Source organism: Actinomycetaceae bacterium MB13-C1-2 (genome assembly GCA_035621235.1).
Taxonomy (GTDB): Bacteria; Actinomycetota; Actinomycetes; order Actinomycetales; family Actinomycetaceae; genus Scrofimicrobium.
In genome coordinates this window covers 2,318,502-2,342,643 of the sequence record CP141731.1, presented here as the reverse complement: position 1 = coordinate 2,342,643, position 24,142 = coordinate 2,318,502, and the positions used below count along the sequence as shown (strand labels likewise).

The 24,142-nt window shown below is 56.2% G+C and carries 21 protein-coding genes; 13 read left to right on the top strand and 8 right to left on the bottom strand.

The window, feature by feature from the left end:
- Positions 1–44: 44 nt before the first annotated feature.
- Both U6G28_10405 and U6G28_10400 read left to right on the top strand, forming a co-directional pair.
- Positions 45–1,511 carry an amidase gene (locus U6G28_10405; GenBank protein WRS29911.1) on the top strand — a complete coding sequence of 489 codons (1,467 nt, stop codon included), beginning with the start codon at positions 45–47 and terminating at the stop codon, positions 1,509–1,511.
- Positions 1,512–1,695: 184 nt separating this feature from the next.
- The gene (locus U6G28_10400; GenBank protein WRS29910.1) at positions 1,696–2,844 is read left to right on the top strand and encodes a hypothetical protein; all 1,149 of its coding nucleotides are present in this window, start codon (positions 1,696–1,698) and stop codon (positions 2,842–2,844) included.
- Here the strand turns inward: U6G28_10400 and U6G28_10395 are convergent.
- Positions 2,841–3,881, bottom strand: coding sequence for a mechanosensitive ion channel domain-containing protein (locus tag U6G28_10395; protein WRS29909.1), 1,041 nt, complete (start codon positions 3,879–3,881; stop codon positions 2,841–2,843). The two genes, U6G28_10400 and U6G28_10395, sit on opposite strands and share 4 nt — an antisense overlap.
- A gap of 376 nt (positions 3,882–4,257) precedes the next feature.
- On the opposite strand from U6G28_10395, the gene gadC reads away from it, so the two are divergent.
- Genes gadC through U6G28_10380 form a run of 3 tightly spaced genes read left to right on the top strand, consistent with a single transcriptional unit; the run spans position 4,258 to position 8,311 of the window.
- On the top strand, positions 4,258–5,811 hold the full coding sequence (gene gadC, locus U6G28_10390; protein WRS29908.1) for a putative glutamine/gamma-aminobutyrate antiporter GadC: 1,554 nt from the start codon (positions 4,258–4,260) through the stop codon (positions 5,809–5,811).
- Positions 5,812–5,820: 9 nt separating this feature from the next.
- Entirely contained in the window at positions 5,821–7,122 is a 1,302-nt protein-coding gene (locus U6G28_10385) for a hypothetical protein (protein WRS29907.1), read from the top strand.
- Between the two features lie 10 nt (positions 7,123–7,132).
- Positions 7,133–8,311, top strand: coding sequence for a hypothetical protein (locus tag U6G28_10380; GenBank protein WRS29906.1), 1,179 nt, complete (start codon positions 7,133–7,135; stop codon positions 8,309–8,311).
- Positions 8,312–8,434: 123 nt separating this feature from the next.
- Here U6G28_10380 and U6G28_10375 read toward each other — a convergent pair whose 3' ends face one another.
- Complete coding sequence (locus tag U6G28_10375) at positions 8,435–9,124, bottom strand: TM2 domain-containing protein (GenBank protein ID WRS29905.1); 690 nt, start codon at positions 9,122–9,124, stop codon at positions 8,435–8,437.
- 245 nt (positions 9,125–9,369) lie between these two features.
- On the opposite strand from U6G28_10375, the gene U6G28_10370 reads away from it, so the two are divergent.
- From U6G28_10370 to U6G28_10360, 3 genes are all read left to right on the top strand, one after another.
- Positions 9,370–9,651: an HU family DNA-binding protein gene (locus U6G28_10370; protein WRS29904.1), complete on the top strand. Its 282-nt coding sequence runs from the start codon at positions 9,370–9,372 to the stop codon at positions 9,649–9,651.
- A 272-nt stretch (positions 9,652–9,923) separates the two neighbouring features.
- Entirely contained in the window at positions 9,924–10,691 is a 768-nt protein-coding gene (gene nagB, locus U6G28_10365) for a glucosamine-6-phosphate deaminase (protein ID WRS29903.1), read from the top strand.
- A complete protein-coding gene (locus U6G28_10360) occupies positions 10,688–10,960 on the top strand; it encodes a DUF3039 domain-containing protein (protein ID WRS29902.1) in 273 nt (90 codons plus the stop codon). The genes nagB and U6G28_10360 overlap by 4 nt, the downstream gene beginning before the upstream one ends.
- A gap of 141 nt (positions 10,961–11,101) precedes the next feature.
- On the opposite strand, the gene U6G28_10355 is transcribed toward U6G28_10360, so the two are convergent.
- A complete protein-coding gene (locus U6G28_10355) occupies positions 11,102–12,463 on the bottom strand; it encodes a nicotinate phosphoribosyltransferase (protein WRS29901.1) in 1,362 nt (453 codons plus the stop codon).
- A 144-nt stretch (positions 12,464–12,607) separates the two neighbouring features.
- On the opposite strand from U6G28_10355, the gene murI reads away from it, so the two are divergent.
- Together murI and U6G28_10345 are read left to right on the top strand one after the other, a co-directional pair.
- Positions 12,608–13,441 carry a glutamate racemase gene (gene murI / locus U6G28_10350; GenBank protein ID WRS29900.1) on the top strand — a complete coding sequence of 278 codons (834 nt, stop codon included), beginning with the start codon at positions 12,608–12,610 and terminating at the stop codon, positions 13,439–13,441.
- Entirely contained in the window at positions 13,438–14,235 is a 798-nt protein-coding gene (locus tag U6G28_10345; protein WRS29899.1) for an MBL fold metallo-hydrolase, read from the top strand. Before murI ends, U6G28_10345 begins: the two co-directional genes overlap by 4 nt.
- 384 nt (positions 14,236–14,619) lie before the next feature.
- On the opposite strand, the gene rdgB is transcribed toward U6G28_10345, so the two are convergent.
- Positions 14,620–15,249, bottom strand: coding sequence for an RdgB/HAM1 family non-canonical purine NTP pyrophosphatase (rdgB, locus tag U6G28_10340; GenBank protein ID WRS29898.1), 630 nt, complete (start codon positions 15,247–15,249; stop codon positions 14,620–14,622).
- Positions 15,246–15,998, bottom strand: coding sequence for a ribonuclease PH (gene rph, locus U6G28_10335; GenBank protein WRS29897.1), 753 nt, complete (start codon positions 15,996–15,998; stop codon positions 15,246–15,248). Before rph ends, rdgB begins: the two co-directional genes overlap by 4 nt.
- Positions 15,999–16,131: 133 nt before the next feature.
- Between rph and U6G28_10330 the strand changes: the two genes are divergently transcribed.
- Positions 16,132–18,222 carry an ATP-dependent DNA helicase UvrD2 gene (locus U6G28_10330; protein WRS29896.1) on the top strand — a complete coding sequence of 697 codons (2,091 nt, stop codon included), beginning with the start codon at positions 16,132–16,134 and terminating at the stop codon, positions 18,220–18,222.
- A 72-nt stretch (positions 18,223–18,294) separates the two neighbouring features.
- Here the strand turns inward: U6G28_10330 and U6G28_10325 are convergent, their stop codons facing one another.
- Entirely contained in the window at positions 18,295–19,275 is a 981-nt protein-coding gene (locus U6G28_10325) for a hypothetical protein (protein WRS29895.1), read from the bottom strand.
- A gap of 305 nt (positions 19,276–19,580) precedes the next feature.
- On the opposite strand from U6G28_10325, the gene arcC reads away from it, so the two are divergent.
- On the top strand, positions 19,581–20,513 hold the full coding sequence (gene arcC / locus U6G28_10320; protein ID WRS29894.1) for a carbamate kinase: 933 nt from the start codon (positions 19,581–19,583) through the stop codon (positions 20,511–20,513).
- A 55-nt stretch (positions 20,514–20,568) separates the two neighbouring features.
- On the opposite strand, the gene U6G28_10315 is transcribed toward arcC, so the two are convergent.
- Entirely contained in the window at positions 20,569–22,005 is a 1,437-nt protein-coding gene (locus U6G28_10315; GenBank protein WRS29893.1) for a zinc-dependent metalloprotease, read from the bottom strand.
- Between the two features lie 95 nt (positions 22,006–22,100).
- On the opposite strand from U6G28_10315, the gene U6G28_10310 reads away from it, so the two are divergent.
- A complete protein-coding gene (locus U6G28_10310; protein ID WRS29892.1) occupies positions 22,101–23,228 on the top strand; it encodes a S16 family serine protease in 1,128 nt (375 codons plus the stop codon).
- A gap of 101 nt (positions 23,229–23,329) precedes the next feature.
- Here the strand turns inward: U6G28_10310 and U6G28_10305 are convergent, their stop codons facing one another.
- A complete protein-coding gene (locus tag U6G28_10305) occupies positions 23,330–23,956 on the bottom strand; it encodes a PPA1309 family protein (protein ID WRS29891.1) in 627 nt (208 codons plus the stop codon).
- Between the last annotated feature and the right edge of the window lie 186 nt (positions 23,957–24,142).

Here is a 24,142-nt window from a genome sequence, read left to right as displayed (position 1 = left end):
GTGCATGGCAGTCTTTAGCTTGGAACTTGGGTGCACAAGGAAGCGTGAGCAAAGTGACCGAACTACACAAATACCCTGCGGTTCAGTTGAGGGCAATGCTTCAGAACCGGGAGATCCGTCCAACCGAACTGGTCGAGCACTATCTGAGACGGATAGAAGCCCTGAACCCCAAACTCCATGCGCTAACCACGCTGACTGGCGATATGGCTCTCTGGCGCGCCGGCGAACTGGAAGCCGCAGGGGCAGTTCCAGACCGGTTTGAGCAACCAATCTGGGGCCTGCCATTTGCCGATAAGGATCTTGATGATCGTGAGGGCGTTCGTTCCACGTATGGATCGGTTGCAATGACTGGCTATGTGGCGCAGAGTTCTTCGCCCGTGGTTCAGGACATGGACCGAGCCGGCGGTATCTCCCTTGGAAAGACCAACGTTCCTGAGTTTGGTTCACCGTGTTACGCGGTCAACAAACTACCCGAGGGCTACGCCAGGAACCCGTGGGACCCGAGCCTCGATCCGGGCGGTAGTTCATCGGGTGCGGCAGTGGCTGTCTCGGCGAGGATGCTCCCGTTTGCTCCCGGGAATGATGCCGGTGGGTCGATCCGTATTCCGGCCTCCGCCACCGGATTGGTTGGCCTCAAACCATCAAGAGGGCGAGTTCCGGGACTACCGGGCAGTGGTTCTCTGGCTGGACTTCCAACGGCGGGTCCCATCGGTCGAACTGTCGATGACGTGGCGCTACTACTAGACGGAATGCTAAAGGGACCGCAGCGATACGCCGTGCGAGCTCCGCAGCCACCTTATATGTCCGAGAACGGTTCATTCCTCGATGCGGCGAACCTTCCTATTCCAAGACTCAGAATCGGTTGGAACACGTGGTCGCCTTGGAATGAGGAGTATGACATCGTCGTCGACTCACAGGTTATGAGGGTGTTCCAGGAGACCCTGGATCTACTGAAGAACCTGGGGCACCGCGTTGAAGAGGTGGAGCCAACGCCGGCTCCCGGCTACGTTCAAGCATTCCGTTCGGTCTGGATGGGATCCGCAGCTTCCGCTCCGCTGCCTGACGAGGCGCTGGAAGTTGTTGAGCCACTCACGGCCTGGTTGATCCGCTCGGGACGGGAGCGTCCTGCATCTGACCTTCCAGCCGGACTGACAAGGCTTGCCGAGTTCGAGTCGCAGATTATTTCTGACTACTCAGACTTCGATGCCGTTTTGACGCCTGGACTTGCGATGACCCCTCGTGCTTCCGACTGGTACGACCAGGTGGACGGAAACCTTAACTTTGTTCAGCAGTGCCAGTACACGCCGTTCACCAGTTATCTGAATGTTGCTGGACTTCCTGCGATTGCCCTGCCTGTCGGACAGGGCACTTCAGAAGTCACGGGTGCGAGTGTCCCGATCGGAGTTCAGGCGATCGGCAGGCCGGGAGACGAGGCCACTCTGCTTCGTTTGGGCAAGCAACTCGAAGAAGTACTGAGTTGGTCAGAGCGTGTGCCGGGAATCGCGAAGTAGACCTCTAGCACCTCGTGCCAATGTGCCCGAAGAGAAAGTGGAAGCGTAGCCCTAGTGCCGGTGTAGCGTTGAAATGAGAAGTAGCAGGTGCCCTTTTAGTTGGGTAGCATTGTCGGGCGGTACCTCCAGGACGACCTGGCGGTCTTAGCTCTGAGGTGGGACGGCCCCCAGAAACGGAACAGTCTTGCACTCTGCACCTCTGTCCACGTCGGTGTTCAACCCGGGTCTTCTTGTTCGGCTGGGAGTCGGTTGGGGAGCGTATCTACTCACCGTCATATACCGCCCGATTCTTGAGGGAGAACTGTCCGGACTGGCTTTGCTCGGTCTGCTAATCGCCGTAGTGGCGGTAATCATCGTCTGCTCATTTGGAGTGGTTGCGCAGGCAGAACGTCTTGCAGAGCGCTTGGGCGACCCATACGGAACACTGATCCTAACCATTTCAATCGCCATGATTGAAGTCATCTTGATCGCCGCCGTCATGCTGGGACCCGGCGAGCATTCGACTATTGCTCGCGACTCGGTGATGGCAGTTTCCATGATCATTTTGAACCTGGTAATCGGGGTTGCCGTCCTCGTGTCAAAACGTCGTGGCGAGAGTCCGCGTGCTAACGGTCGGGGTGTTTTCACCTATTTGGTCTTGCTGGTTTTGCTAAGCACGATTGCATTCGTGCTTCCGAGCCTTATAGGCCGTGACGGGCAGTACTTGCGTGGTCAACAACCAGTCGTGGTTGTACTAACAGCAGTGATTTACGGGGTCTTTCTCTTCCGGCAGATGGGGGCTGACAGCCGCCACTTTCAAGAAGTTGAGGAATCGTCTGCTGTGGGGGAGAGGACAAAGAGAGCTCCCCAGGTAAGCGTCGGCAGTCTGATTCACAAATACCGATCGGAGGTTGCTCAGGCCACTGCCGCATTGGTGTTGCTAATGGTCCCAGTAGTGCTTCTTTCGCACGACATGGCGAGCCTTCTTGATCGCGGACTCGACAGCCTCGGTGCGCCGGTAGCACTTTCTGGTCTACTGATTGCAATGATTGTCTTCCTTCCCGAAACAATCACGACTTTTCGGGCCGCAGCAGTTGGCGAGATGCAGAGGGTCAGTAACCTCTGCCACGGAGCATTGCTTTCTACCATGGGGCTAACGATCCCAGCAGTGCTGACGATTGGCTTCTTCACAGGGCAGCCGGTGGTATTGGCCGAGAGCCTGGCGAACCTGACGCTACTAGCGGCCAGCTACGTCCTGACAGCGGTCTCATTCGGTCGAGGTCGCATTAGGCGCGGATTCGGCTACGCGCACCTGACGTTGTTTACGCTGTTCGTGGCGTCAATGTTTCTTTAGTTGGCCGGCTCCTCAAGCACTCGTTGCGTCGGCAGTGCGGTGGTTTGAGTGGATGCAAGCCATTCGACGAGCTGTTCACGTACCTGTAGTCGAAGATTCATCAGATCGTTTTCATCCCCGGAACTAACCGTCACGCGGATTCGCACCATCCCGCCCGTAGCGTCCTCCACCGCTACGCTGGCTGTCTTTCCATCCCAGAGCTGGTTTCCCGAGAGAACTTGGTTCAGCTGCTCGCGGATAGCAGATGGGCTAATGCGCCAATCGACATCGAATCTGATTGAACCAATATGAACTCCTGTTTCCTTGGTCCAGTTTTCGAAGGGAGTAGTAGTGAAGTAGTTCGAAGGAAGTACAAGGCAGCGTCCATCACCCAGGCGCATCACGACCGTGGTGAGGTTGATGGTTTCAATTCGCCCCTGTTCCCCGTTGGCGACAACCAAATCGTTCACCCGGATCGCGCCGTTCAGTGCCAATTGCATTCCGGCAAAGACGTTTCCGAGGACCGATTGTGCGGCAACGCCAATGATCACAGAAGCGACGCCTGCGGAAGCTAGTACGGATGCTCCAAAGGCATGTGCTCCGGGGATCGTGAAGAACGAAATGCCGATGGCTAGAAGCCAAATGGCTGCGTTTGCGAAGGCTCTAATTACAGACAGTTGAGTATGCAGACGCATCGTTTGCTGATCGTTGTCACCTTCTATGGGATGACGTGTTCTGATTCTGTCTATTAGTGCGTTAGTTATTGAGGTTGCCAGCGCCGCCGTCGCAAAGATGCTTGCTATTACCATGATGCGGACAACCAGATCTTTTGAGGACGCGTGCGGCCAGGTGGCGGCGATCGAAACGAGTCCCAAAATGAGTCCGGTGAGGGTCAGGAGGTACTTGCGCGATGCGGCAAGCGTCGATACGAAATCAGGGTGCTTGGGCCGCAGCGCCCGGGTGGCCAACTTGAGTAGCCAAGACAGCAATACCAACAGCACCGCTATGACCAGTAGGGCTAGCAATAGTCCAAGCCAGGACTCTAGTTGTTCAGACATTTCTCGGTCGTCTCCTAATCTCTTGTGGTCAGATTACGGCCTACGGGAAGACATATAGGCCCGACGCACGTGAGTCATACGGGGCCTTATCCGGATGTGACTTAAGACGCTACGCATGGTCTAGACCCACGCGAGTCATGTCCTCGCGTATCTCACCCTGCACGACATTTTCTTTCACCCTCCAGGTGTTACGGGTGCGAGACGTACCCTAAGGGGCGTAATCACTTGTCAGAGGGGTAATTCGTTAGTAGTGCACCCATGTGATCTGGATTATTCGGCGGAGCAATCTCTTCGTGGATAGGATGACAGCGAGTGGGTTTTGACCCGCTCTCTGCGTCACCCATCCCAGGTGAACATTCAACACAGGAGGTAAGCAGTGTCTTCTACCAAAGCCGCGCCCGACCAACAACAGTCGGCCGGTACTGTACAGAAGTCCCAGGGCACGATTGGGCTTTGGGGCCTGATATTTCTCAATATCACCGCAATCATCTCACTGAACAATCTTCCCTCGGAGGCCGAGTACGGTCTCTCGGCTGTCTTCTATTACTTGTTCGCGGCCGTATTCTTCCTAGTTCCAGTGGCTCTGGTAGCAGCCGAGCTGGCTACCGGATGGCCCAAACAGGGCGGAGTCTTCCGCTGGGTGGGCGAGGCGTTCAAGGGACGTTTTGGATTCATGGCGATGTTCTTGGCATTCGTCGAGGTCTGCGTGTTCCTTCCGACCGCCTTGACGTTCGGTGCCGTTGCTCTTGCGAACATTGACCCGAATCACAAGTCCGCAATGAGTCTTGCTAACAACAAGTTCTTCGTTATGGCGATCGTCCTGATCGTCTACTGGGGCGCGCTGTTCGTAACGCTGATCGGCTCTAAAGGCGTCCAGAAGATGGCAAAGTGGGGTGGAATCCTCGGTGTCTTTGTCCCCATGGGTATCCTGATTGGCTTTGGTGCTGCCTACATGATCGGTGGGAATAAGGCCGAGATGAAGCTGGGTTGGGATGAGCTGATTCCCGACTTCTCAAACTTCAGCAACATCGTTTTGGCGGCTTCTGTGTTCCTGATGTTCGCCGGTATGGAAATGAACGCGGTTCACATCAAACAGGTGAAGAACTCGGAGAAGACGTATCCGAAAGCGATCTTCCTTTCCGCGATTATTGTGGTGCTCATCTTCGTCCTTGGAACTTTGATCATCGCCTGGGTTGTCCCTCATAAGGACATAAGCCTCACGACCGCGATCCTTACCACGTACTTCGACATCTTTGAGTGGGCCCATGTTCCGTGGCTCGGATCCGTAATTGCCATCATGCTTGCAATCGGCGTGCTAGTAAACGTCACGACCTGGGTCGCAGGTCCATCAACCGGTATGTTGGCCGTGGCCAAGGCTGGTTATCTTCCTCGTTGGCTCCAAAAGACCAACAAGAACGGTCAGCCGATCAGTATTCTGCTGATCCAGTCTGGCCTTGTTTCTCTGCTGGCTATCTTGTTCGTTGTGTTGCCTTCCGTGCAGTCGGCATACCAGATTCTGAATCAGCTAGCGAACATTCTTTACCTAACCGTGTACATGTTGATGTTTGCCGCAGCGATCTACCTGCGTCACAGTGAACCGGATGTTCGACGTCCGTTCAGACTCGGTAAGAAGGGCAACGGGCTAATGTGGTTCGTCGCAGGTCTCGGGTTCGTGGCCTCGCTTATCGCGTTCTGCTTCAGCTTCATTCCGCCAGACCAAATCAATGTTGGAAGTCCGGTCCTTTACGTTGTCATCCTTGTCGCACTGGCGCTCTTGTTCTACGCGATCCCGAACATCATTTACTCGATGAAGAAGCCTGAATGGGTTGCTGCCGACGAGGACTTTGAGCCCTTTGACTGGCAGATTAAGGAGCAGCAAGCAAAGGAAAAGGCTACTGCCACCACCACTTCTGCGCCCACTACCAAGTAGGAGGAGTCAATGAGCAGTATGAACAAAGTCCGTTTCGCTGGGTTCGCTATTCCAACGACTCCTTCAAGCATCGTGGGTGTTGGTGATGTCAACGGACCCGGAGCCGTTGCTGGCACGTATCCCGCGCTTGAGGACTCTAGCAAGGACATTGCGGCTCGTTTGGATGTCATGGAGGCTGCGGTCAAGACAGCGTTCGCTGAGATCGACAAGCAGGATGACGAGGACGTACTCAATGTCTTTGTGGCCCCTGAGTTCTATTGGCATAGCGACATCGGGCCTTACGTCTTTAGTCCGGGGGAGACTGACCCTGCCGAGTACATCCTGGAGCAGTTGCAGGGTAGGTTCACGGCAGAGAAGTATCCGAACACACTGTTCATTTTTGGAACAGTAATCTCGGCACAGGTGGATAACCTAGAGGCTGTTCTGAACGACTCGTCGGTCCTAGAACGTAACAAGGTTGTCAGGTCAATCGGGGAGGGCTGGGTCAACACCACCGGTGCGATCAAGGACGCCCTGTTCGACATGATGGTGAACTTTGTAAAGCTGGGCCATGCCTATCCCAAGGTAGAGGTTCGTAACAGAGCCCTTGTCGTGGGTTCTGAGAACCTCAAATCGGTCTCTGGAGACATGCAGGCTAAGTCTTTGACGGCAGAGAAGTATTTCGCCTCGAACGAAGACTTCCTACTCTGGGATGTGACGGGCAAACCCGTCATCACAGAGCAGATGGTCGCTTATCCGGTTCTTGATCTCTCGGGTGGTGACCTAAAGCAGAGCCCGGGTGACTCCAAAGCGATTTTCAAACTCGACGACGGACCCAATATCGGAGTCGAGATTTGTCTGGATCACTCGGATCATCGTCTGCGTCGCTCAGCCGCCCGCTCTCCCTGGCCCTCAGACGGACAGGGAGTGAACCTGCACCTGGTGCCGTCGTGTGGCATGCAACTGCATCCCGCATCGATTGCTGCAATCTCGGGTGGTTTGGCCTTTAACTGCGACGGCTTGTACGGTCTTGACGACTCTGCATCTGGAGAGATCGTGAAGGGGAACGTTGGTGGAGTCGAGTCTATTCACGTCAGCTACATCGACGGGGACGACACCACCTATGGGGCGCACAGCCAACTGGCACGGGTAGTGCAAGGCCCTGTGGGGGGAGACTCCGCCAAGCCTGGAACCAAGGACGCGGTGACAGAGATTCCTGAGGTGGATGTTACGGTTGTTTCTGTTGATGGAACCCCTGACCTTCACACCGTCTTTGCTGGTGGCCCGGGAGCGATTCACATCTACGGACTCAAGGAACCTGTAAGCATCTAGGGGTGGGCAAGTGGCTTACTTGCTGATAGCGGTTGGAACTCTGCTGGTTCTGTTTACCTTGGTGGACACGTTCTTCACGGTTCTCAACTACAACCAACGTGGTTTGTTTTTCAACCGCTTCTTGAGGTGGCAGTGGAAGGGAGCCCACTGGATTGCCAGGGGCTTCCCCACTGCCATAAGACGTCCGTTCTATCGTTCGCTTACAGGGCTGACTTTGGTCTCTGGAATCGGACTGTGGGTTGCGGGCATCGTCGGCGGTTTCAGCCTGGTGTACCTGGGTGCGATTCAGCTTGGACACCTGAAAGTGGAAAGTGGGGCGCCGGGAGGCCTCGTGGGCGGGATCTACTTAAGCATCGCCCAGTTCGCAACAGTGGGAGCCGACGGACTCTCGCCTCAGGTTTCCTGGGTAAGTGTTGTTAGCGCTATTGAGACACTGTTCAGTGTGCTGTTTCTTTCCCTGGTAATCGCGTTCCTGATAAACATCTTCAACTCAATCGAAGCCCTTCGAACGCTCTGTGCTTGTTTTCCAAACAGCACGACCCGTGTGACTTTGAACGTTGATTCACTTATCCCGTATCTTCCAGTAGAAGAGCCAACCAGCCTCGAAGAGCATCTTGCAACGACCAGATCGTCAATGAACGGATACTTTGATTCGATCGCAGCTGATCACTCTGCTCTCTACTTCTACAGTGGCAAAGATCGGTTCTCAATGCCGTTCGCTGTCTACATGGTTGCCGGAACCATCACCGGCATACAGTACGGACTGCCTCCGCAACACCCGAAGTCGAAAGTGCCAGAACTAATTCGGCTAAAGGACTCATTTGAGGGCGTCCGGTCCCAGATGTATTACCTTCTCAGATGGAAGGAACCCGAGAAGGTTAGTCCACTCGGAGCAGATGAGTTCACTGCATGTGCGGTCCGCGCTGCTCAGATTGGAGATGCTTCCAGGGACAGGGACTACGTCAGCCGTTTTGTCTCTCTCCGGCAGTCTGTAAGCGAGATGGCCGAGCTTCCTCCTCCCAGCGACTGGAAAGGGGAGTACGACAGATACGCATCGTGGTTGTCTTTCGTGGTGCTCGCTGATGATTTCATCCGTAGAAGTAGTCATCTGTTCGATTACCGTCCCGAGCTGGCACCGGAGATAGAACACAGTGCAATACCGATCACCGATTACGGTTGGGCGAAGTAGCCTGGCTCTATGATCTCAGGCGTTCCACATGTGCGGAGATCACTAAGAACGTTGAGCACACAGGACCTTCAGCCCTCTCGGACCGCGCCTTACTCGCTTAGGTGCCTCGGTGGGGCGGGGTAGCTACGAGCCGATTGGTTGCATCGGGTAACCGTTAGCGTCCAAGTCCCAGCTGGTGCCGGTGCCGGAAGCAAGAACGAGGATGCCTTCGATAAGCCCCCAGATTGAAGAGACCCAAGCAAGCATTCCGATGCTAAGCAATGTGATTAGTAGCTGGGCTACCGCTTTGCCGGTGTAACCCAGATAGAAGTTGTGAACACCAAAGGTCCCAAGGAAGATTCCGAGCAGGCCCGCTGCGAGCTTGCTCTTGGGACTCCACATCGCTACTGGCTGGTAGGCGCCGCTCGCAGTCTGCACGTAGGGCTGTCCCGGTCCCTGGTACGGCCCCTGCTGATATCCCGCATTAGGTGGCGGATAGGCGCCCGCGGGGTATGGCATTTCCTGTGGTTGTGTGTATGCGCCCGGATCTGAAGGTTGATAGCCGTATGGGGGAGCGGTCTGATCGTCTGTGGGTAGCGTGTTGGCGCCTTGGTCTGAAGGCTGGTACTCGTATGCGGTCCATGTGGGATCGCTCGTGGGAAGCGCATCATTTGGTGCACTACCGTACGGAGGAAAGACCTGAGCTTCCTCGGGTTGGTACGAGGAGTAGTCGGTAGCGGGAGGCTGAGCGGGAACCTCATAATCGGGTTCGACGACCTCCACCTCGATTTCTTCGTCGTTGGACGGAGCAAACGGGTTCGTGTTATCTGACAACGCGGTCTCCACTTCTTAGCTGTACGGTCCTGCTTTCTTGCTCAGCCTACCGGGCATGAGGACCTGCTGATGAGGCTATTTCCCAAATCGAAACACGAAATTCGAGCGTTTTCGGCTGGTTTGCGAGTAATTGCACTGGGTTTTTCGTGGTGCCGTCTGGCAACTGGGCCGTATGTTCCGTAGGGTTTCACACGAGGCTACGCAAGTGGTCTAGGCAAATCTTGTATCGAGAATAGGACAAACGCATGGCGATCAACCGCAACGAACTGGTTAGCTCAATTGCAGAGCGCTCGGGTCTGACCAAGACTCAGGCTGACGCAGCCCTGACTGCTTTCCAGTCCACAATCATTGACGCACTGGCTGAGGGCGAGTCAGTTCGCCTGACTGGCCTGATGTCGATCGAGCGCGTTGAGCGTGCGGCACGTACTGGCCGTAACCCTCGCACTGGCGAAGAGATCCAGATCCCCGGACGTTATGGCGTAAAGCTAACCCCGGGCCTGACCCTCAAGAACGCAGTCGCAAAGTAGTAACACTTCGCATCGAGAAGTGGGGATTGAGTCTAGACTCAATCCCCACTTCTCTTAGTCTCTAAGGTCTTTTAGTCCCAACCCATCCCAGCGTTTGCCAATCAGATAGGTGCCCGACACGCCGGGAAAGTGGCGCGAAATCGGCCCCTATCTGATTGGAGATTCGAGGGGAGGTGCTCAGCATCCACTTACGCCTGGAGTCCCCGTCCGTTCCATGCAACGTTCGGACTAGGATGGAGGGACTCACACATCACTAGCGCAGGAGAAGTACGTTGAGAGTCGCTGTCCTTCCTTCGAGCAAGGAAATCGCCCCCCTGGTTGCCGATATGTACTCGGAGCTACTGGCAAAGAAGCCGGATGCTGTCCTGGGATTGGCCACGGGATCATCCCCGGTTCCGATCTATGACGAACTGATTCGCAGGCACGAGGCAGGGAAGATTTCGTTTGCCGAGGCTCGCGCCTTTCTTTTGGACGAATATGTCGGCCTTCCGGCAGATCACCCAGAGGGCTACCGAAACTTTATTGAGCGAGTGTTTGCGGGCAGAGTGAACTTTGCGCCTAACGCTGTCATCGGACCGGATGGTCAAGCGGAAGATGTGGAGGCAGCCGCGGTCGAATATCAGAAGCAAATGGAGACCGCCGGTTGGGTCGATCTGCAGATCCTGGGCATCGGAACAGATGGCCATATCGCCTTCAATGAGCCGGGAGGTTCTCTAACGTCTCCGGTCCACACTCAGGTGCTGACGAGACAGACACGCGAGGACAATGCCCGCTTCTTTGGCGGAGATATCAACAAGGTGCCTTCTCTGGCGCTTACCCAGGGCCTCGAGACGATAGGCCACGCAAAGAAAATCGTTTTGGTGGCAGAGGGCAAGCAAAAGGCTGAGGCCGTCGCTCAGATGGTAGAGGGCGGGGTGTCGGCGCTCTGGCCAGCTACTGTGCTCCAGTTCCATAACGACGTCACCATCATGGTTGATGAGCAGGCGGCTAGTGGACTGAGGTTAATCGATCACTACCGCGCAGTTTGGGATGCGCAGTGAGTAACGCATCGCCGGCGGGTGGTGCCGATGTCCTAGAGCTTCCGAAGACGAAGCCCGTAAGCAACGATGGTGATCAGGACAGGTTTTCTCACTATGTGCGTCGAGACCGTGCCAATGTTTCGGCTGTGACTGGCCAGGCCGTTGTAGCTCTGTGTGGAAAAGTTTGGGTCCCTACTAGGGATGCGAAGAAGTACCCAATCTGTCCTCGTTGCAAGGCCCTGAAGGACGAGATTGGGAAGCAGGGTCCAAACTTCCCCTTTGCGGGCTAGTGTCCCGCGTCGTAGCTACATTCCCTGTATCGCGCACCGAGCCAACACCTCTGGGCGGTACTATCGCTTGACTTGAGATACGCAGATTTTGCACGCGATCCTTGAAAGGAGTCTGCGACGCGGGAAACTAGTGTCGGCCTCCTAGTGAGTCGGAAGCTTGCTGTCTGCGTCGTAATAGACGGTTGGGATTCCGGGTTCTCCCTCTGAAAGACGCCATGCGTGGTAAGGGAGTTCATTTCGAACCGACTTATGGTGCTCCTGCGCCCGAAGTGTCTCAGGAGCGGCCCAAAGCTCTTCGGTAATCTCTCCTGCTAGCACCAGCGGTACCTGGAGCAGACGACCGCCGGCGTCTAAAATTCTCTCTTTAGCCTCTTCAACACCAACGCCGGTTAGTAGCGCTTCCTGTGATGCCCGTCCATCGGCGTCATAGAGTCGACCAGCGACCTTTAGGCCACCGACCGTTCCCTTTGACTCTGATTTCTTGGCTACCGGCGCAACGGTTCCGTTGGCGTCCTCCCGTGCAACTAGCTTGTAGACAAGCGATGCCGTCGGAACTCCAGAGCCGGTCACCAGACGGGTCCCAACTCCGTAGCTGTCCACGGGTGCGGCGCCTAGTGCAGCGATCGCGTACTCATCCAAATCTGAAGTAACCGTTATTTTCGTGGAGGTGGCACCGAGTTCATCCAACTGCTCGCGAACCTTGAAGGCGTGAGCAACCAGGTCACCGGAGTCAATACGTACCGCTCCTAGTTCGCCGCCGGCCGCGCGGGCCGCTTCAACGGCTTTGACGACTCCCTCGTGCACATCGAATGTGTCAACCAGAAGCGTTGTGCCCGGTCCTAGACTTGCGACCTGCGCTGCGAAGGCCTCTTCCTCTGTGTCATGAACCAGGGTAAACGAGTGCGCGGAAGTGCCGACCGTGGGCAGACCGTATCGGGTACCAGCCTCCAGATCGGAAGTACCTACAAAGCCTCCGATGAACGCAGCGCGAGCTGCCGAGACTGCGGATCGTTCATGTGTGCGTCTCGCTCCCATGTCGATGCAGGGGCGTCCATGCGCGGCGATTGTCATTCGCGACGCTGCTGATGCGACCGCGCAGTCATAGTTGAGAATTGAGAGCAACAGTGTTTCCAGTACGGTGCACTCCGCGAATGTTCCCTCGACCGTGAGTAGGGGCGATCCAGGGAAGTAACACTCTCCCTCGGCATAGCCGTAAATGTCACCTGAGAACCTAAAATCTTTCAGGTAGTTCAGCGCGTCGTCGGAAAGGAATTTTTGAGCGTCGAGCCAACAAATCTGTTCATCGCTGAACTCAAAGCGTTGCAGGGCTTCCAGTATCCGCCCGACTCCGGCAACAACACCGAAACGTCTTGCAGTGGGAAGCTTTCGTCCGAATAGCTCAAAGACTGAGTGGCGCCCCGCCACTTTGGACGCCAGAGTCGCGTCCAACATCGTTAGTTCGTACTTGTCGGTCAAGAGTGCAGTTGACTGTGATGCGGGCATGGGTCAACCGTAGCCCTCAGAGCGTCGGCGGGGGAGCGGACAGTCATTCCTTCTCGTCTAGTGTGACGCACACCCCGGGTAAACGGGTGTGATCTCGCATAGAGATGACTAGATTGGCGCCTCAATTGCGATAGCGTCAATCTCGTGAATGACGCGCCGATTGGCATCTTCGATTCCGGCCTCGGAGGCTTGACTGTGGCACGGGCGATCATCGACTATCTTCCCGGTGAGGATATCGTCTATCTGGGAGACACGGCGAATACCCCGTACGGTCCCAGGTCCATTGCACAAATTCGTGATCTGACCATTGCTGGCCTCGACACGCTGGTGGAACGAGGCTGCAAGGTACTGGTTATCGCTTGCAATACGGGAACTGCTGCGGCTCTGGCTGATGCCAGAGAGCGGTACTCGGTACAAATGGGAATTCCGGTGGTCGAGGTGATCTCTCCGGCGGCACGTGAGGCGGCACTGACGACTCGAAACGGACGTATTGGAGTGATTGGCACCGAAGCGACTGTGGCTTCGCAGTCCTACCCCTCAGCCCTCGGTGCGGTTCCAGGGGTAGAGGTATTTCAGCAGGCCTGTCCTGAGTTCGTTGACTTTGTTGAGCAGGGGATAACAACAGGGCCAGAACTTGAGAGCATCACCAAGAAATATCTGTCCGGACTTAAGACAGAGAACGTTGACACCGTGATCCTTGGATGCACGCACTATCCTCTGTTGCAAGGCGCCTTAGCTCGGGAACTGGGAGAGGGTGTCAACCTGGTGACGTCATCTGAGGCGACTGCCCGAGAGGTCTACCTGCTTCTCGTTGAAGGCGATCTGTTGCACAGCCCGCGCCCGAGCGGGACATCAAACTACCGGTTCTTGATGACCGCACCGAACAATCGGTTCGTTTCACTGGCGCGACGTTTCCTGGGTCCTGAGGTTGGCGAACTCGAATTGGTTACCGCAAGTAGCAGTGAGGATCAGCCATGAGACTAACGGTCGTTGGGTCTACCGGATCGATGTCAGGGCCGGAGGGCGCGGCGTCCTGCTACATGGTCCAGGCAGACGGAGTAGATGCGAATACGGGTGAGAGACGGACCTGGTCATTGATTATGGACCTGGGCCCTGGCGCATTCGGACAACTATGGAAGTTTCTCACGCCACGCGATCTGGACGCGGTGTTGATCAGCCACGGGCACGCGGATCATATGGCCGACATTATTTCGCTCCAGGTGTATTTAAAGTGGCATCCTGACGGTGAAATTCGTGGACTGCCGGTTTACGGACCCGAAGAAACTCCAACGCGCATCGTGCAGGTCGAGGGCTATCGCACAGACTTTGATGAGTACGAGGCATTCGAGTTCCACCCGATTCAGCATGGAACGCAGTTTGAGGTTGGACCGATGAAGATATCCGCGTTCCGAGGCCTTCACACCGTCGAGTCCTATGGTTTCCGGATCGAAGGTCCTGCCGAGAGCGGAGGCAGCGAGATTGTGACCCTCGCCTACACGGGGGACACAGATAGTTGCGATGCGATGGAGGTAATGGCAAAAGACGTCGATCTATTGCTTTCGGAGTGCGGATTCACCGACGAAGTCGAGGTACGAGGAATCCATCTGAGCGGGACGCGCGCTGCTCAAATATCAAAGAACGCGGGGGCCAAGACCCTCGTCTTGACGCATATTCAGCCCTGGACCGATATCAGTGTTCCTTTGACTGAGGCGGAGAAAGTGCTGGGGAGTCGCCCCGAGGTTGCTGAGGTCGGGAAGACCTGGTCGCTTTAGTTTCCGGCGTCGCAGCTTCGCCCACTGCATCAGCGCAAAGCTAGAGCTTGTCGGCGGCGCCCTCGTTTGACTTGCACCGGCAAGCCTTCGTTCATTTGCTTTGCGATGCGATAGGTGGTCCTGGCAGAAGCACAACGACTATCGTCCGACAGGCCTTTGTCCGCTTACCTGGTGATGCGCCGACTTTGTGCGATCTAGGAAGCTAGGGTGTGTCTCCTATATCTTTGCTTGCTGTGGTGACCGGGAAATCCGCGTTTGCTACGTTGTCATCGTCGGCTTTGCCACCAGCAAAGCCTCCTCTTCCGCCTTGCAACCACGAATTTCCCGGGCATCCTCGCCTGAGCACATATTTAGGAGACACACCCTAGCTTGCGGCGCGGGACTCTAGTGCGACTGATCGAATAGCTTTGCGATGTACGGAGCCATGTCACGCATTGCCTTTGCGCGGTGAGAGATCTGGTTTTTCTCCTCTGCACTCAGCTCTGCGTTTGTCACCCGGTATCCGTCCGCGATGAATGCTGGATCATATCCAAAACCATTCTTTCCTCGGGGCTGCGTGGCAAGAACGCCGCGCATAATCCCCTCGGTAGTGACCGACTTTCCGTCGGGTAGCGCCAGGGCCGCAGCGCAGACAAACTGTGCTCCCCTGTCCTCTTCCTTCAGATCGGAAACCTGGGCGAGTAGCAACTCGAGGTTGCCTGCATCATCCCCGTGTCCCCCGCTCCAGCGCGCCGAGAAGATGCCCGGGGCGCCCCCCATGGCATCCACAGTGAGGCCGGAGTCATCAGCAAGGGCGGGAAGCCCAGTTGCCGCCGTGACTGCCCGTGCCTTTAGCAGAGCATTCCCCTCGAAAGTCAGCGCGTCTTCGACGGGTGAATCAACACCAAACTCCGCCATTGACACGATTCGACTCAGATCGAGGCCGGGAAGTGAGGGAGTCAAAATGGTGCGTATCTCCTCGACCTTATGCTCGTTGCCGCTGGCTAGAACCAAAAGGGGCCGTGGTCTGCTCACCTGGCAATCGCCTCGTTCTGTAGGTCGATTAGCTGCCTGATGCCTGCCTGGGCAAGGTCGAGTAGCTGGTCTAGCTCGTTTCGTGAGAACGGAGCGCCCTCTGCCGTTCCCTGAACCTCGATTAGGTCCCCGGATCCAATCCCCACGACATTCATGTCGGTCTCGGCCGCAACGTCTTCAACGTAGGGTAGGTCGAGGACGGGGTTTCCTCGAACGATGCCGACGGAGATGGCGGCGACGTTGTCGGTGAGTACCCTTCGTGGATCAGCAACTTTGAGGATTCTCTTCTGGATCGCCCATTCGATTGCGTCGTAAAGGGCGACCCAGGCCCCGGTTATTGAGGCTGTACGGGTTCCCCCGTCTGCCTGGAGCACATCGCAGTCGACGGTGATGGTGTTTTCCCCGAGTGCTTTCGTATTCACGACTCCGCGTAGCGAGCGACCAATTAGGCGGGAAATCTCGTGGGTGCGCCCACCGATCTTGCCACGAACTGATTCTCGCGGCGATCTCTCAGATGTCGCGCGGGGCAGCATCGCATACTCAGCGGTAACCCATCCTTCTCCAGAGTCCTTCCGCCAGCGCGGAACTCCTTCTGAGAAAGAGGCGATGCAGAGGACGCGAGTATCACCGAACTCAACTAAGACCGAGCCTTCACCTGTATTGGTCCATTTTCTGGTGATTTTTACGGGTCGGATTTGATCGGCCGAACGTCCGTCGGCCCTGGTTGTCGATACTTGGTTTTCACTCATGTTCAAACGGTATCTCTTTCTTACCGTCTACTCACACGGAGTGGCCGATCCGATAGGGTGTGCCGATTGGGGATTGTCCACAGTTGAACTTTCGTGATTTCCAGATGTCGGAGTTGATGGCTACCTTGGGCGTATGGCTCTCTCACCTTCTGCTGATGACAGGCAAGCAGCTGACAGACTGCTCGGTGCCCTGGACGCTCAGCAGCAACAGGTAGCGATGCGGGTTACAGGTCCGCTTTGTGTTAGAGCTGGCGCTGGGACAGGCAAAACCCGTGCAATCACGTATCGAATTGCCTATGGGGCTGCGATGGGTGCCGTCGATCCCTCTACTGTCCTAGCCGTCACCTTTACCACCAAGGCGGCTGCCGAGATGGGATCTAGGCTCAGAGAGCTCGGTGCGGGTCGGGCTACTGCCCGGACGTTTCACTCGGCTGCACTCGCTCAGCTGAGACATTTTTGGCCGGTCGCTTATGGAGGTCAGATGCCGGGTGTAGCTTCGCACAAGGCGTCACTGGTCGCGGCCGCAGCGCAGAGGGTTGGAATTTCTGCTGATAAGGCTTTGGTAAGGGATTTGTCTGCGGAGATTGAGTGGTCGAAGGTCTCGATTGTCGATGCCTCCCGCTACGCACAAAGAGCTATGGCTGACGGGCGAACCCCTCCCGGCGGTCTCGAGGCGGAGATGGTCGCGAAGATAATCGACGCATACGAACAGGGCAAGGACGAACGAGGGGTCATAGATTTCGAGGATATTTTGTCACTGACGACAGCAATGCTTGCTCGTAGTGACGATATCGCCCGTTCAGTCCGTTCTCGCTATCGCAGCTTTGTAGTGGATGAGTATCAGGATGTCTCACCGATTCAGCATCGACTGCTTGAACTGTGGCTGGGTGATCGCAAAGACATCTGTGTTGTCGGTGACGTCGCTCAGACCATTTACTCTTTTACCGGCGCGAGTTCTCGATATCTAGAGACCTTTCCACAATGGATGAGCGGAGCTCAGGTGGTTGAACTGGTTCGGGACTATCGTTCCACCCCTCAGATTGTCGCTGTGGCTAATCAGGTAGTCGGAAGTGCTAGAGGAATGGATGGTCGATCACGCGTAGGTGGACTTAAGGGATCGGTTCGACTTGTTGCCGGACAGCCAACAGGTCCGGCCGTTCGATTCAACGTGTATGACAGTGATGAAGAAGAAGCGGCGGGAATAACTAGGCGAATCCGCGAGGTTCAGGCGGCAGGTACCCGCCTGTCAGAGATAGCAATCCTCTACCGGACAAACGCTCAGTCCAGGTTGTTTGAAGAGGCGTTGGGCGCCGAGGGAATCAATTATCAAGTCCACGGTGGCGCGCGGTTCTTTGACCGTGAAGAAGTGCGTCGGGCCGTGATGCTTCTACGCCAACAGGCTAGGGTTTCCGCTCTGGCAGAGGACACTGGGCTCAAGGGAGAGCCGAGCCTACTCGAACAGGTTGAAGAGGTTGTTTCCACTCTCGGTTGGTCTCCTCAGCCGCCCACCGGTGAAGGAGCAGTGCGCGAAAGATGGAGCAACCTTGATGCGCTGGTTCAGATGGCTCGTTCGAGAAGGGATTTGTCGCTCGCGGCCTTCTTTGTCGAGCTTCAAGAAAGGGCCGAAAATAAGGCCGCTCCGCAGATTGAAGGAGTCACTCTGAGTAGCTTGCACGCAGCAAAGGGCCTCGAATGGGAGGCGGTTTTTCTGGGTGGATGCTCCGAGGGATTGATACCGATCTCGCTTGCGACAACACCAGAGGCGATTGAAGAAGAACGCCGTCTACTGTATGTCGGAATTACTCGGGCGAAGCGAGAACTGCAGATTTCATGGTCTAGGTCCAAGGGAGGGGGCGGTCGTAATGTTCGAAAGGTTAGTAGATTCTTGGGGCCCCTGTGGCCTGCTGGTGATCCCTCGAACAAGACAAGACGACTGGCGGGCGGGCAGCGTCGTAAAACTGAAGAACAAGAGTTCCAAGACGAATCCGATCAGGCCACTTTGGAACTGTACGAGCAGTTGCGTCAGTGGCGAAAGGACACCGCAGACGCGATGGGACGCCCAGCCTATACGGTGCTTCCAAACACGACTCTGCGTGACATCGCGACGGCAAGGCCAAAGACGATGAGACAGCTTGGTGTCCTAAGGGGCATAGGCGATGTGAAGCTAACCCAGTTCGGTGCAGAGATCCTAAAGACGGTCCGTGAGATCGCCTCAGACAACTAATGGATAGTCGGTGAGCGAGCTCGTACCCCCGAATCGGTCCATAAGCTTGGGTCAGGCTATGCCGCACAGAAGCTAGTTGGCTCGCACTAGCTCGGTGTTCAGGCCAATACAGCCGCAGTCTGCATGGGGCATGACGTACTGAGTCGTTATTCCCTCGGTGCCCACCCTGAGAAGGGGAGTAGGGGCCGTGGACGTCGACGACGGTTGCTCAGGGTCCGAGTTCGATGTGGTCTGCGGCCGAGGGAACCGGTTCGCGGCAACGGCATCGATAATGTTGACCACTGCCGCGGCCGCCATAGTAGAGATAAATGAGACGGAACGACACGGTCCGCTCCGCCTTAGCGCATCTGCGAAATAGCCCAACCCGGGGATTCGGTCTGCGGAATGAAGCTCGGCGCACAGAGCGCATGCTGTCTGACCCGGGACTACCAGAGGACCAACAGTTACTTGGCGATCGTCTAAGACAACTGGTACGTGGGGCGTGTCGTGGCTTAGCAGCAGACCCACTATGCCGAAATCGATGGTTCTCTCGCTGCAGACGATGGCCAGGTCTGGGACAGCGATCTTGCCTAGACACGTGTTGGGAGAGATGTCTCGGATCATCTCTCGCGTGGCCCGTTCTCTCGGTTGACCTTTGGCTGAGGAGGGAAACAGGAGTTCACAGTCACTGTCAACGAATCTCGGATCCCTCACCTCGATGTGCTTTATTCGGATTTCGGCGAGGATTCTCGCTATTCGAATTCCAACGTCATTTAGGCCCACTACCCGAATTCTGAGTGTTCTCATCCGGGGTTCGCCGCAGTCAAGGAGGCCGGCTGCACCCAGCAGGCGAAGGGCTTCCTCCTGTCGGCCGGTTAGATCCTCGCTCGCTCGGCGTTGTCGGCTGCCGCCCCCAAAAGGAACATCTCTAAGAGATTTCAACCAAGAAATTTCTGCGTTACTAAGCCCGGAGAACAACACCGAATGCTTCGGGTTGCTCCCGACTTGGACCATGCCATTTTCGACCTCGTGCACCAAGGTTCCTGGAACAAGATGTTTCTTATGGGAGACCATGTGGCGCTCCTCTCTAATTGGTATTTCCGCTATCAAGGATGAACGAACCATGACGGTTAGGCGGTGAAAATGAGGTCTGTGGAAAACGCAATGTGATTATTATGGTTTGGGCGTCACATCATGGCTGGTCAGCGGACCTCACGGGCCGCTTCCAGATTCTGTCTTAGCAAAACAGCCGCTTATAAGGCACAGACGGACTACGTTCTGTGAGGGGCTCCTGTGACGTAAAGTTCTACTACTCTCACCGACTTTCCTCGATGAGAGCCTTCCCAGAATACGAGCTAGCAGGACTGTAGGAGGAGCCGGTGGCACGGATTGTTGTCGCGTTAGGTGGAAATGCACTGGGGGATACTCCGACCGAACAGATTGAGAGGGTCGAAGTTGCCGCGCGGTCGCTAGTCGAGTTGGTACTGGCAGGAAACGATCTGGTCCTGTGTCATGGTAATGGTCCCCAGGTCGGAATGATCGACAAGACATTTACCAAAGCCTCTCAGATGGACTGGGATATCGCCCCAATGCCCCTCGCCGAATGCACCGCAATGAGTCAGGGATACATCGGATACCACCTGCAGCAAGCCATGACCAGAGAACTGACGCATCATGACACGGGCAAGCAGTGTGTAACGATCGTTACAGATGTGTTGGTAGATGCCGACGATCCCGCATTCCAGCATCCGACGAAGCCAATTGGTGAGTTTGTGGACCAGCAGAGGGCAAAGGTTCTGATGGAGGAGTATCCCGGTTGCATCTTCAAGGAAGATGCGTCCCGCGGTTGGCGTGAGTACGTGGCTTCCCCGAAGCCGGTCTCGATAATGGAACGTGATGCAATCACGGGGCTGGTCGACGCGGGTTTTGTAGTAGTCGCCTGCGGTGGTGGTGGAATTCCTGTGATTAGTGACGGCAGCGGAACGAAAGGGGTTGCGGCTGTCATCGACAAGGATCGGTCTGCCGCGAAGCTTGCCGAGGTCGTGGGTGCCGAAAGACTAATCATCCTCACGGCGGTGGACAACGTTGCGATCAACTGGGGAACACCGGAGCAGACGAGTTTGGATGACGTAGACACAGCTACCATGCACCGCTATTTGGATCAGGGACACTTTGCCGAAGGGTCGATGAAGCCAAAAGTGGAGGCGGCGCTTTCATTCGTTGAAGGAGCACCCGGACGTGAAGCCATAATCGGTTCACTTCAGCGTGCCGCAGAAGCGCTCGGAGGTCAGTCGGGCACTCGAATCAGTTAGGTTGCGAGTCAAAAGAGGTAGTGCCACTAATCAACGAGCGGTGCTACCTCTTCCGCTACTCCTCGTCCTCGTGTGGCTCTTCGGCGCTCCGCAGATCTTCGGGGACGTTTTCATCCCATTCGAGAGTTCCCTCAAGTAGCTTTTGCATCTCCCTATCAAACTCGGAGTCTTGCTCGGCAACAACGGCCGTACCAGAGGCATGGAACTGGATCGGATTCTCTAGGTCTTCGCTGGTCGGAACGAAATCGGGGTGCGCCCAGACCGAGTCACGCGCGCCCGGACCTCCCTCTATCTCCAGATTACGGAATATGTGTGCCGCGCCGCGAGCTTGCCGTGGACGCAACTTTAGTCCGACCAACTCTCCTAGGAGTTTGTCAGCCGAAGAACCCGTGACTCTTCGGCGCCTAATAAGCTCTCGCAGTCTGTCGGCGTTTGGCAGGTAGGGAGCAACTGCTGTGGCTGTGACGGTCTCGACCCAACCTTCAATGAGCGACAGTAGCGTCTCCAAACGCTGCAGAGCACGAGCCTGGTCTTCAGTTGCCTCCGTGGCAAACACTCCACCGTTCATGGCACGCTGTAACGACTCGGGGTCAGAGGGATCGATGGAGCGCGCGGCGTCCGCGATCGCGTCATCATCCAGTGCGATCTCTTGGGCGTAGCGGATAACCGCCAGCTCAAGGTCGTGTCGTAACCACGGGACCGATGCAAGCAGGCGAGCGTGCGCCACCTCCCGTACTGCCACGTACTGCTGAATCGTCGCGAAATCATCATCGAGTCCCTCAGCGAATGCGGCAATGTTTGTCGGTACCAGTGCGGCGATGCCTGGCTGGGTCAAAGGAAAACCTGCATCGGATGTGCCAAAACTGTCTTTTGCCATAGCCGACAGAGCCTGCCCAATTTGGGCACCGAAGGAGACCGCAGAAATCTTAGGAATCATGTTGCTCAGCGAACCGATCATTCCCGACATTTCCTCGGGAACCATTGCCCCATCACCAATCTGGGACTGGATGGACTCACCCATTGCCCTGGCCACATTCTCGGCGATCGGATTGAAAACGTTCTTCCAGGCGGGCAGTGTCTGATCGACCCACTCCGCCCGCGTCCAAGCCTCACGTTCGCTTCCGCGCATGGTGAAATCTGTAACCGGGTCCAACCAGAGGTCTGCTACCGACAGCACCTGCCTTACCTGCCCAGATTGCGCGGCCGAGAGGCGGGGGTCACCCGACTGATAGGCCATTTGACGTCCGATGTCCTCAACCATTCGCCAGTTCACGGGTCCGCTTGACGAGTCCATAAGAAATCGGAACTGGTTCATGGCCTGCGCCATAGCCCCAGGTGAAGCAAAGTTTCCCATCGCAGATATATCAAAACCCTGCTCACGCATCGCTCTCGCGGCTTCCTCGCCCGCCTGTGGACCTAAGAATCCTTGAAGGAACTGTTCGAGGAAATCCTGTGGTTCTTCCTCGTTCGGTTTACCCTGATCGTCTTCCATAGTCCGAGCCTACAGGCGTGTAAACCCAAATTGGCCGATGGATGCACAATAGGGCCGTAGGCGAAATTGCTCTAACGGAAACTGAGGATTCATTTATGACGAAACACGCGAGTCGGATGCGGCTTGTCCTTCGCGCTGCGATTGTGGTCGCCCTACTTACGGTGTTACTCATCGGCGTTGCAATGATTCCTGTTCCATACGTGGTTCACAGTCCGGGACCAACCGTCAACGTTCTTGGTTCTCAGGGGAGCACGGTTGTCCTCGAATTCGGCGAGGCCGATGATCCCTCGGTTCCGGCCGTTCGTCCGGAGAGCGAGGACGAGGGACAGCTGCGGATGGTGACCGTTTCCGAGTCTGGCGGACCCGGTACCAAGCTCCGTCTCATTGACCTGATTCGAGCAAAGTTGAATCCGGCCGACGAGGTAGATCGTTACGAGGATCTCTATGACGAGACCATCACTGCCGAACAGTTGAAAGACGCAGGTGCTGCACAAATGACGTCTTCTCACTCGGCAGCCTCGATCGCAGCATTCGATTATCTTGGGATTCCGATGGAGTCAACACTGACAATCGAGGGAGCCGTTCCCGGAAGCAGTGCAGAAGGGCAGGTCGAGCAAGGGGACGTGCTTGTTTCGATTAGGACTCCTGATGGCACCGAGCATCGGGTGGATCGACCTTCTGTTCCCTTCGACTTGATGAAGGAAACCACGCCGGGATCAACTGTCGTGGTTACGGTCGATCGAGGGGGCGAAAAGATCGAGATCCCCATAGTTACGACGGGGCCACAAGACGGAGAGAACTTTGAGGGTTCAAAGATGGGCATCTACCTGTCAGCCGACACTGAGTTGCCACTCGACGTAACTATTCACCTAGAACGTATTGGCGGTCCATCCGCCGGGCTCATTTTTGCGCTGGGAATCATCAACCGACTGAGTGACCAAGACATAACCGGCGGCCAGGTAATTGCCGGTACGGGAGCGCTGAGTTTTTCCGGTGACGTAATGCCGATCGGTGGAGTCAAGCAGAAGATGTACGGCGCCAAACGTGACGGTGCGGACTGGTTCCTCGTTCCGTATGACAACTGCGACTTGGTGGTTGGAAATATTCCGAAAGGCCTGACCGTAATTCCGGTGAAGACGCTCGGAGGCGCAGTAGACGTCGTACAACAGATCGCCGCTGGACAGACATCGGGTTTTGCTACCTGTGAGGCTGCACAGTCCTAGTTGGCGTTGAACACTCTACTGAGTTGAACACTCTACTGATAGGCCCAGCAGACCAACGCTTGTCACATGGGCTGGACGGTTTGCTCAGCGGTATCCCGCCGTTATTTTGAGGCGTTCTGTTGTGATTCTTCAGTGAGTCCAATCTTCAAGCCTTCGACCAGCCCTGGCACGAGGAGGGCTCCCTGACCGACACGTTCGCGGTCATCAAACGTACGGGCACGAACCTCACACCAGGAATCTCCGTCGCGGTTGACCCCGACGACTACGCGAATATCGGTGCGAGCAGGGTGGTTCTCTGCGTAGTGGACAGCCTCGTTGGGATCTTCGGGCGCCTCCTCATCCGCGTCATCGGGAAGGATTATTCGTTCGACGGTTAGTGCCGCACCAGCAACGGTGTCCGGCCAGGCAATCTTGGGGAGAAGTTCCTCAAGATCGTCCTGAGGCAGTGTTTCCTGGGCAACAGCGGAGAGGTGATCTGATGAGCCATCCCATTCGGCGCGAAGCGACTCCGCAACATCCGACGGCAGCCCGGGGGTCGCCAGAAGGGATTCTGTGCGCACCAGCGCGTAGAGCGCGGGAGGTCGGTCCCAACCAACGCGGGCGCTGCCGACTTCAAGTTCATCTACGACGCGTCGCAGTGCCCTCTGTGAGGCACTTTGCAGCGCCCCCTGCTTCAGTTCTTCTTTACGCGATGGAGTTTCCTGTGTTTCGTTTTCAGTTTCGCTCATGGCGGCAATATTCGCACGACTGGGGTTGCAGTCCCAAGTACGGATAGACTGGCGACAGCTAAATGCGGGCAGTAGCAGTTAGTGCCTGCGGGGAGGTAAGAGTGAGTTCGTTCCCGGAGGGCTGGCCGAGGCCCAACAGACCAACAGGACCTAGACAGAGTGCCCCGACCCAGGCAGATGGTTCGG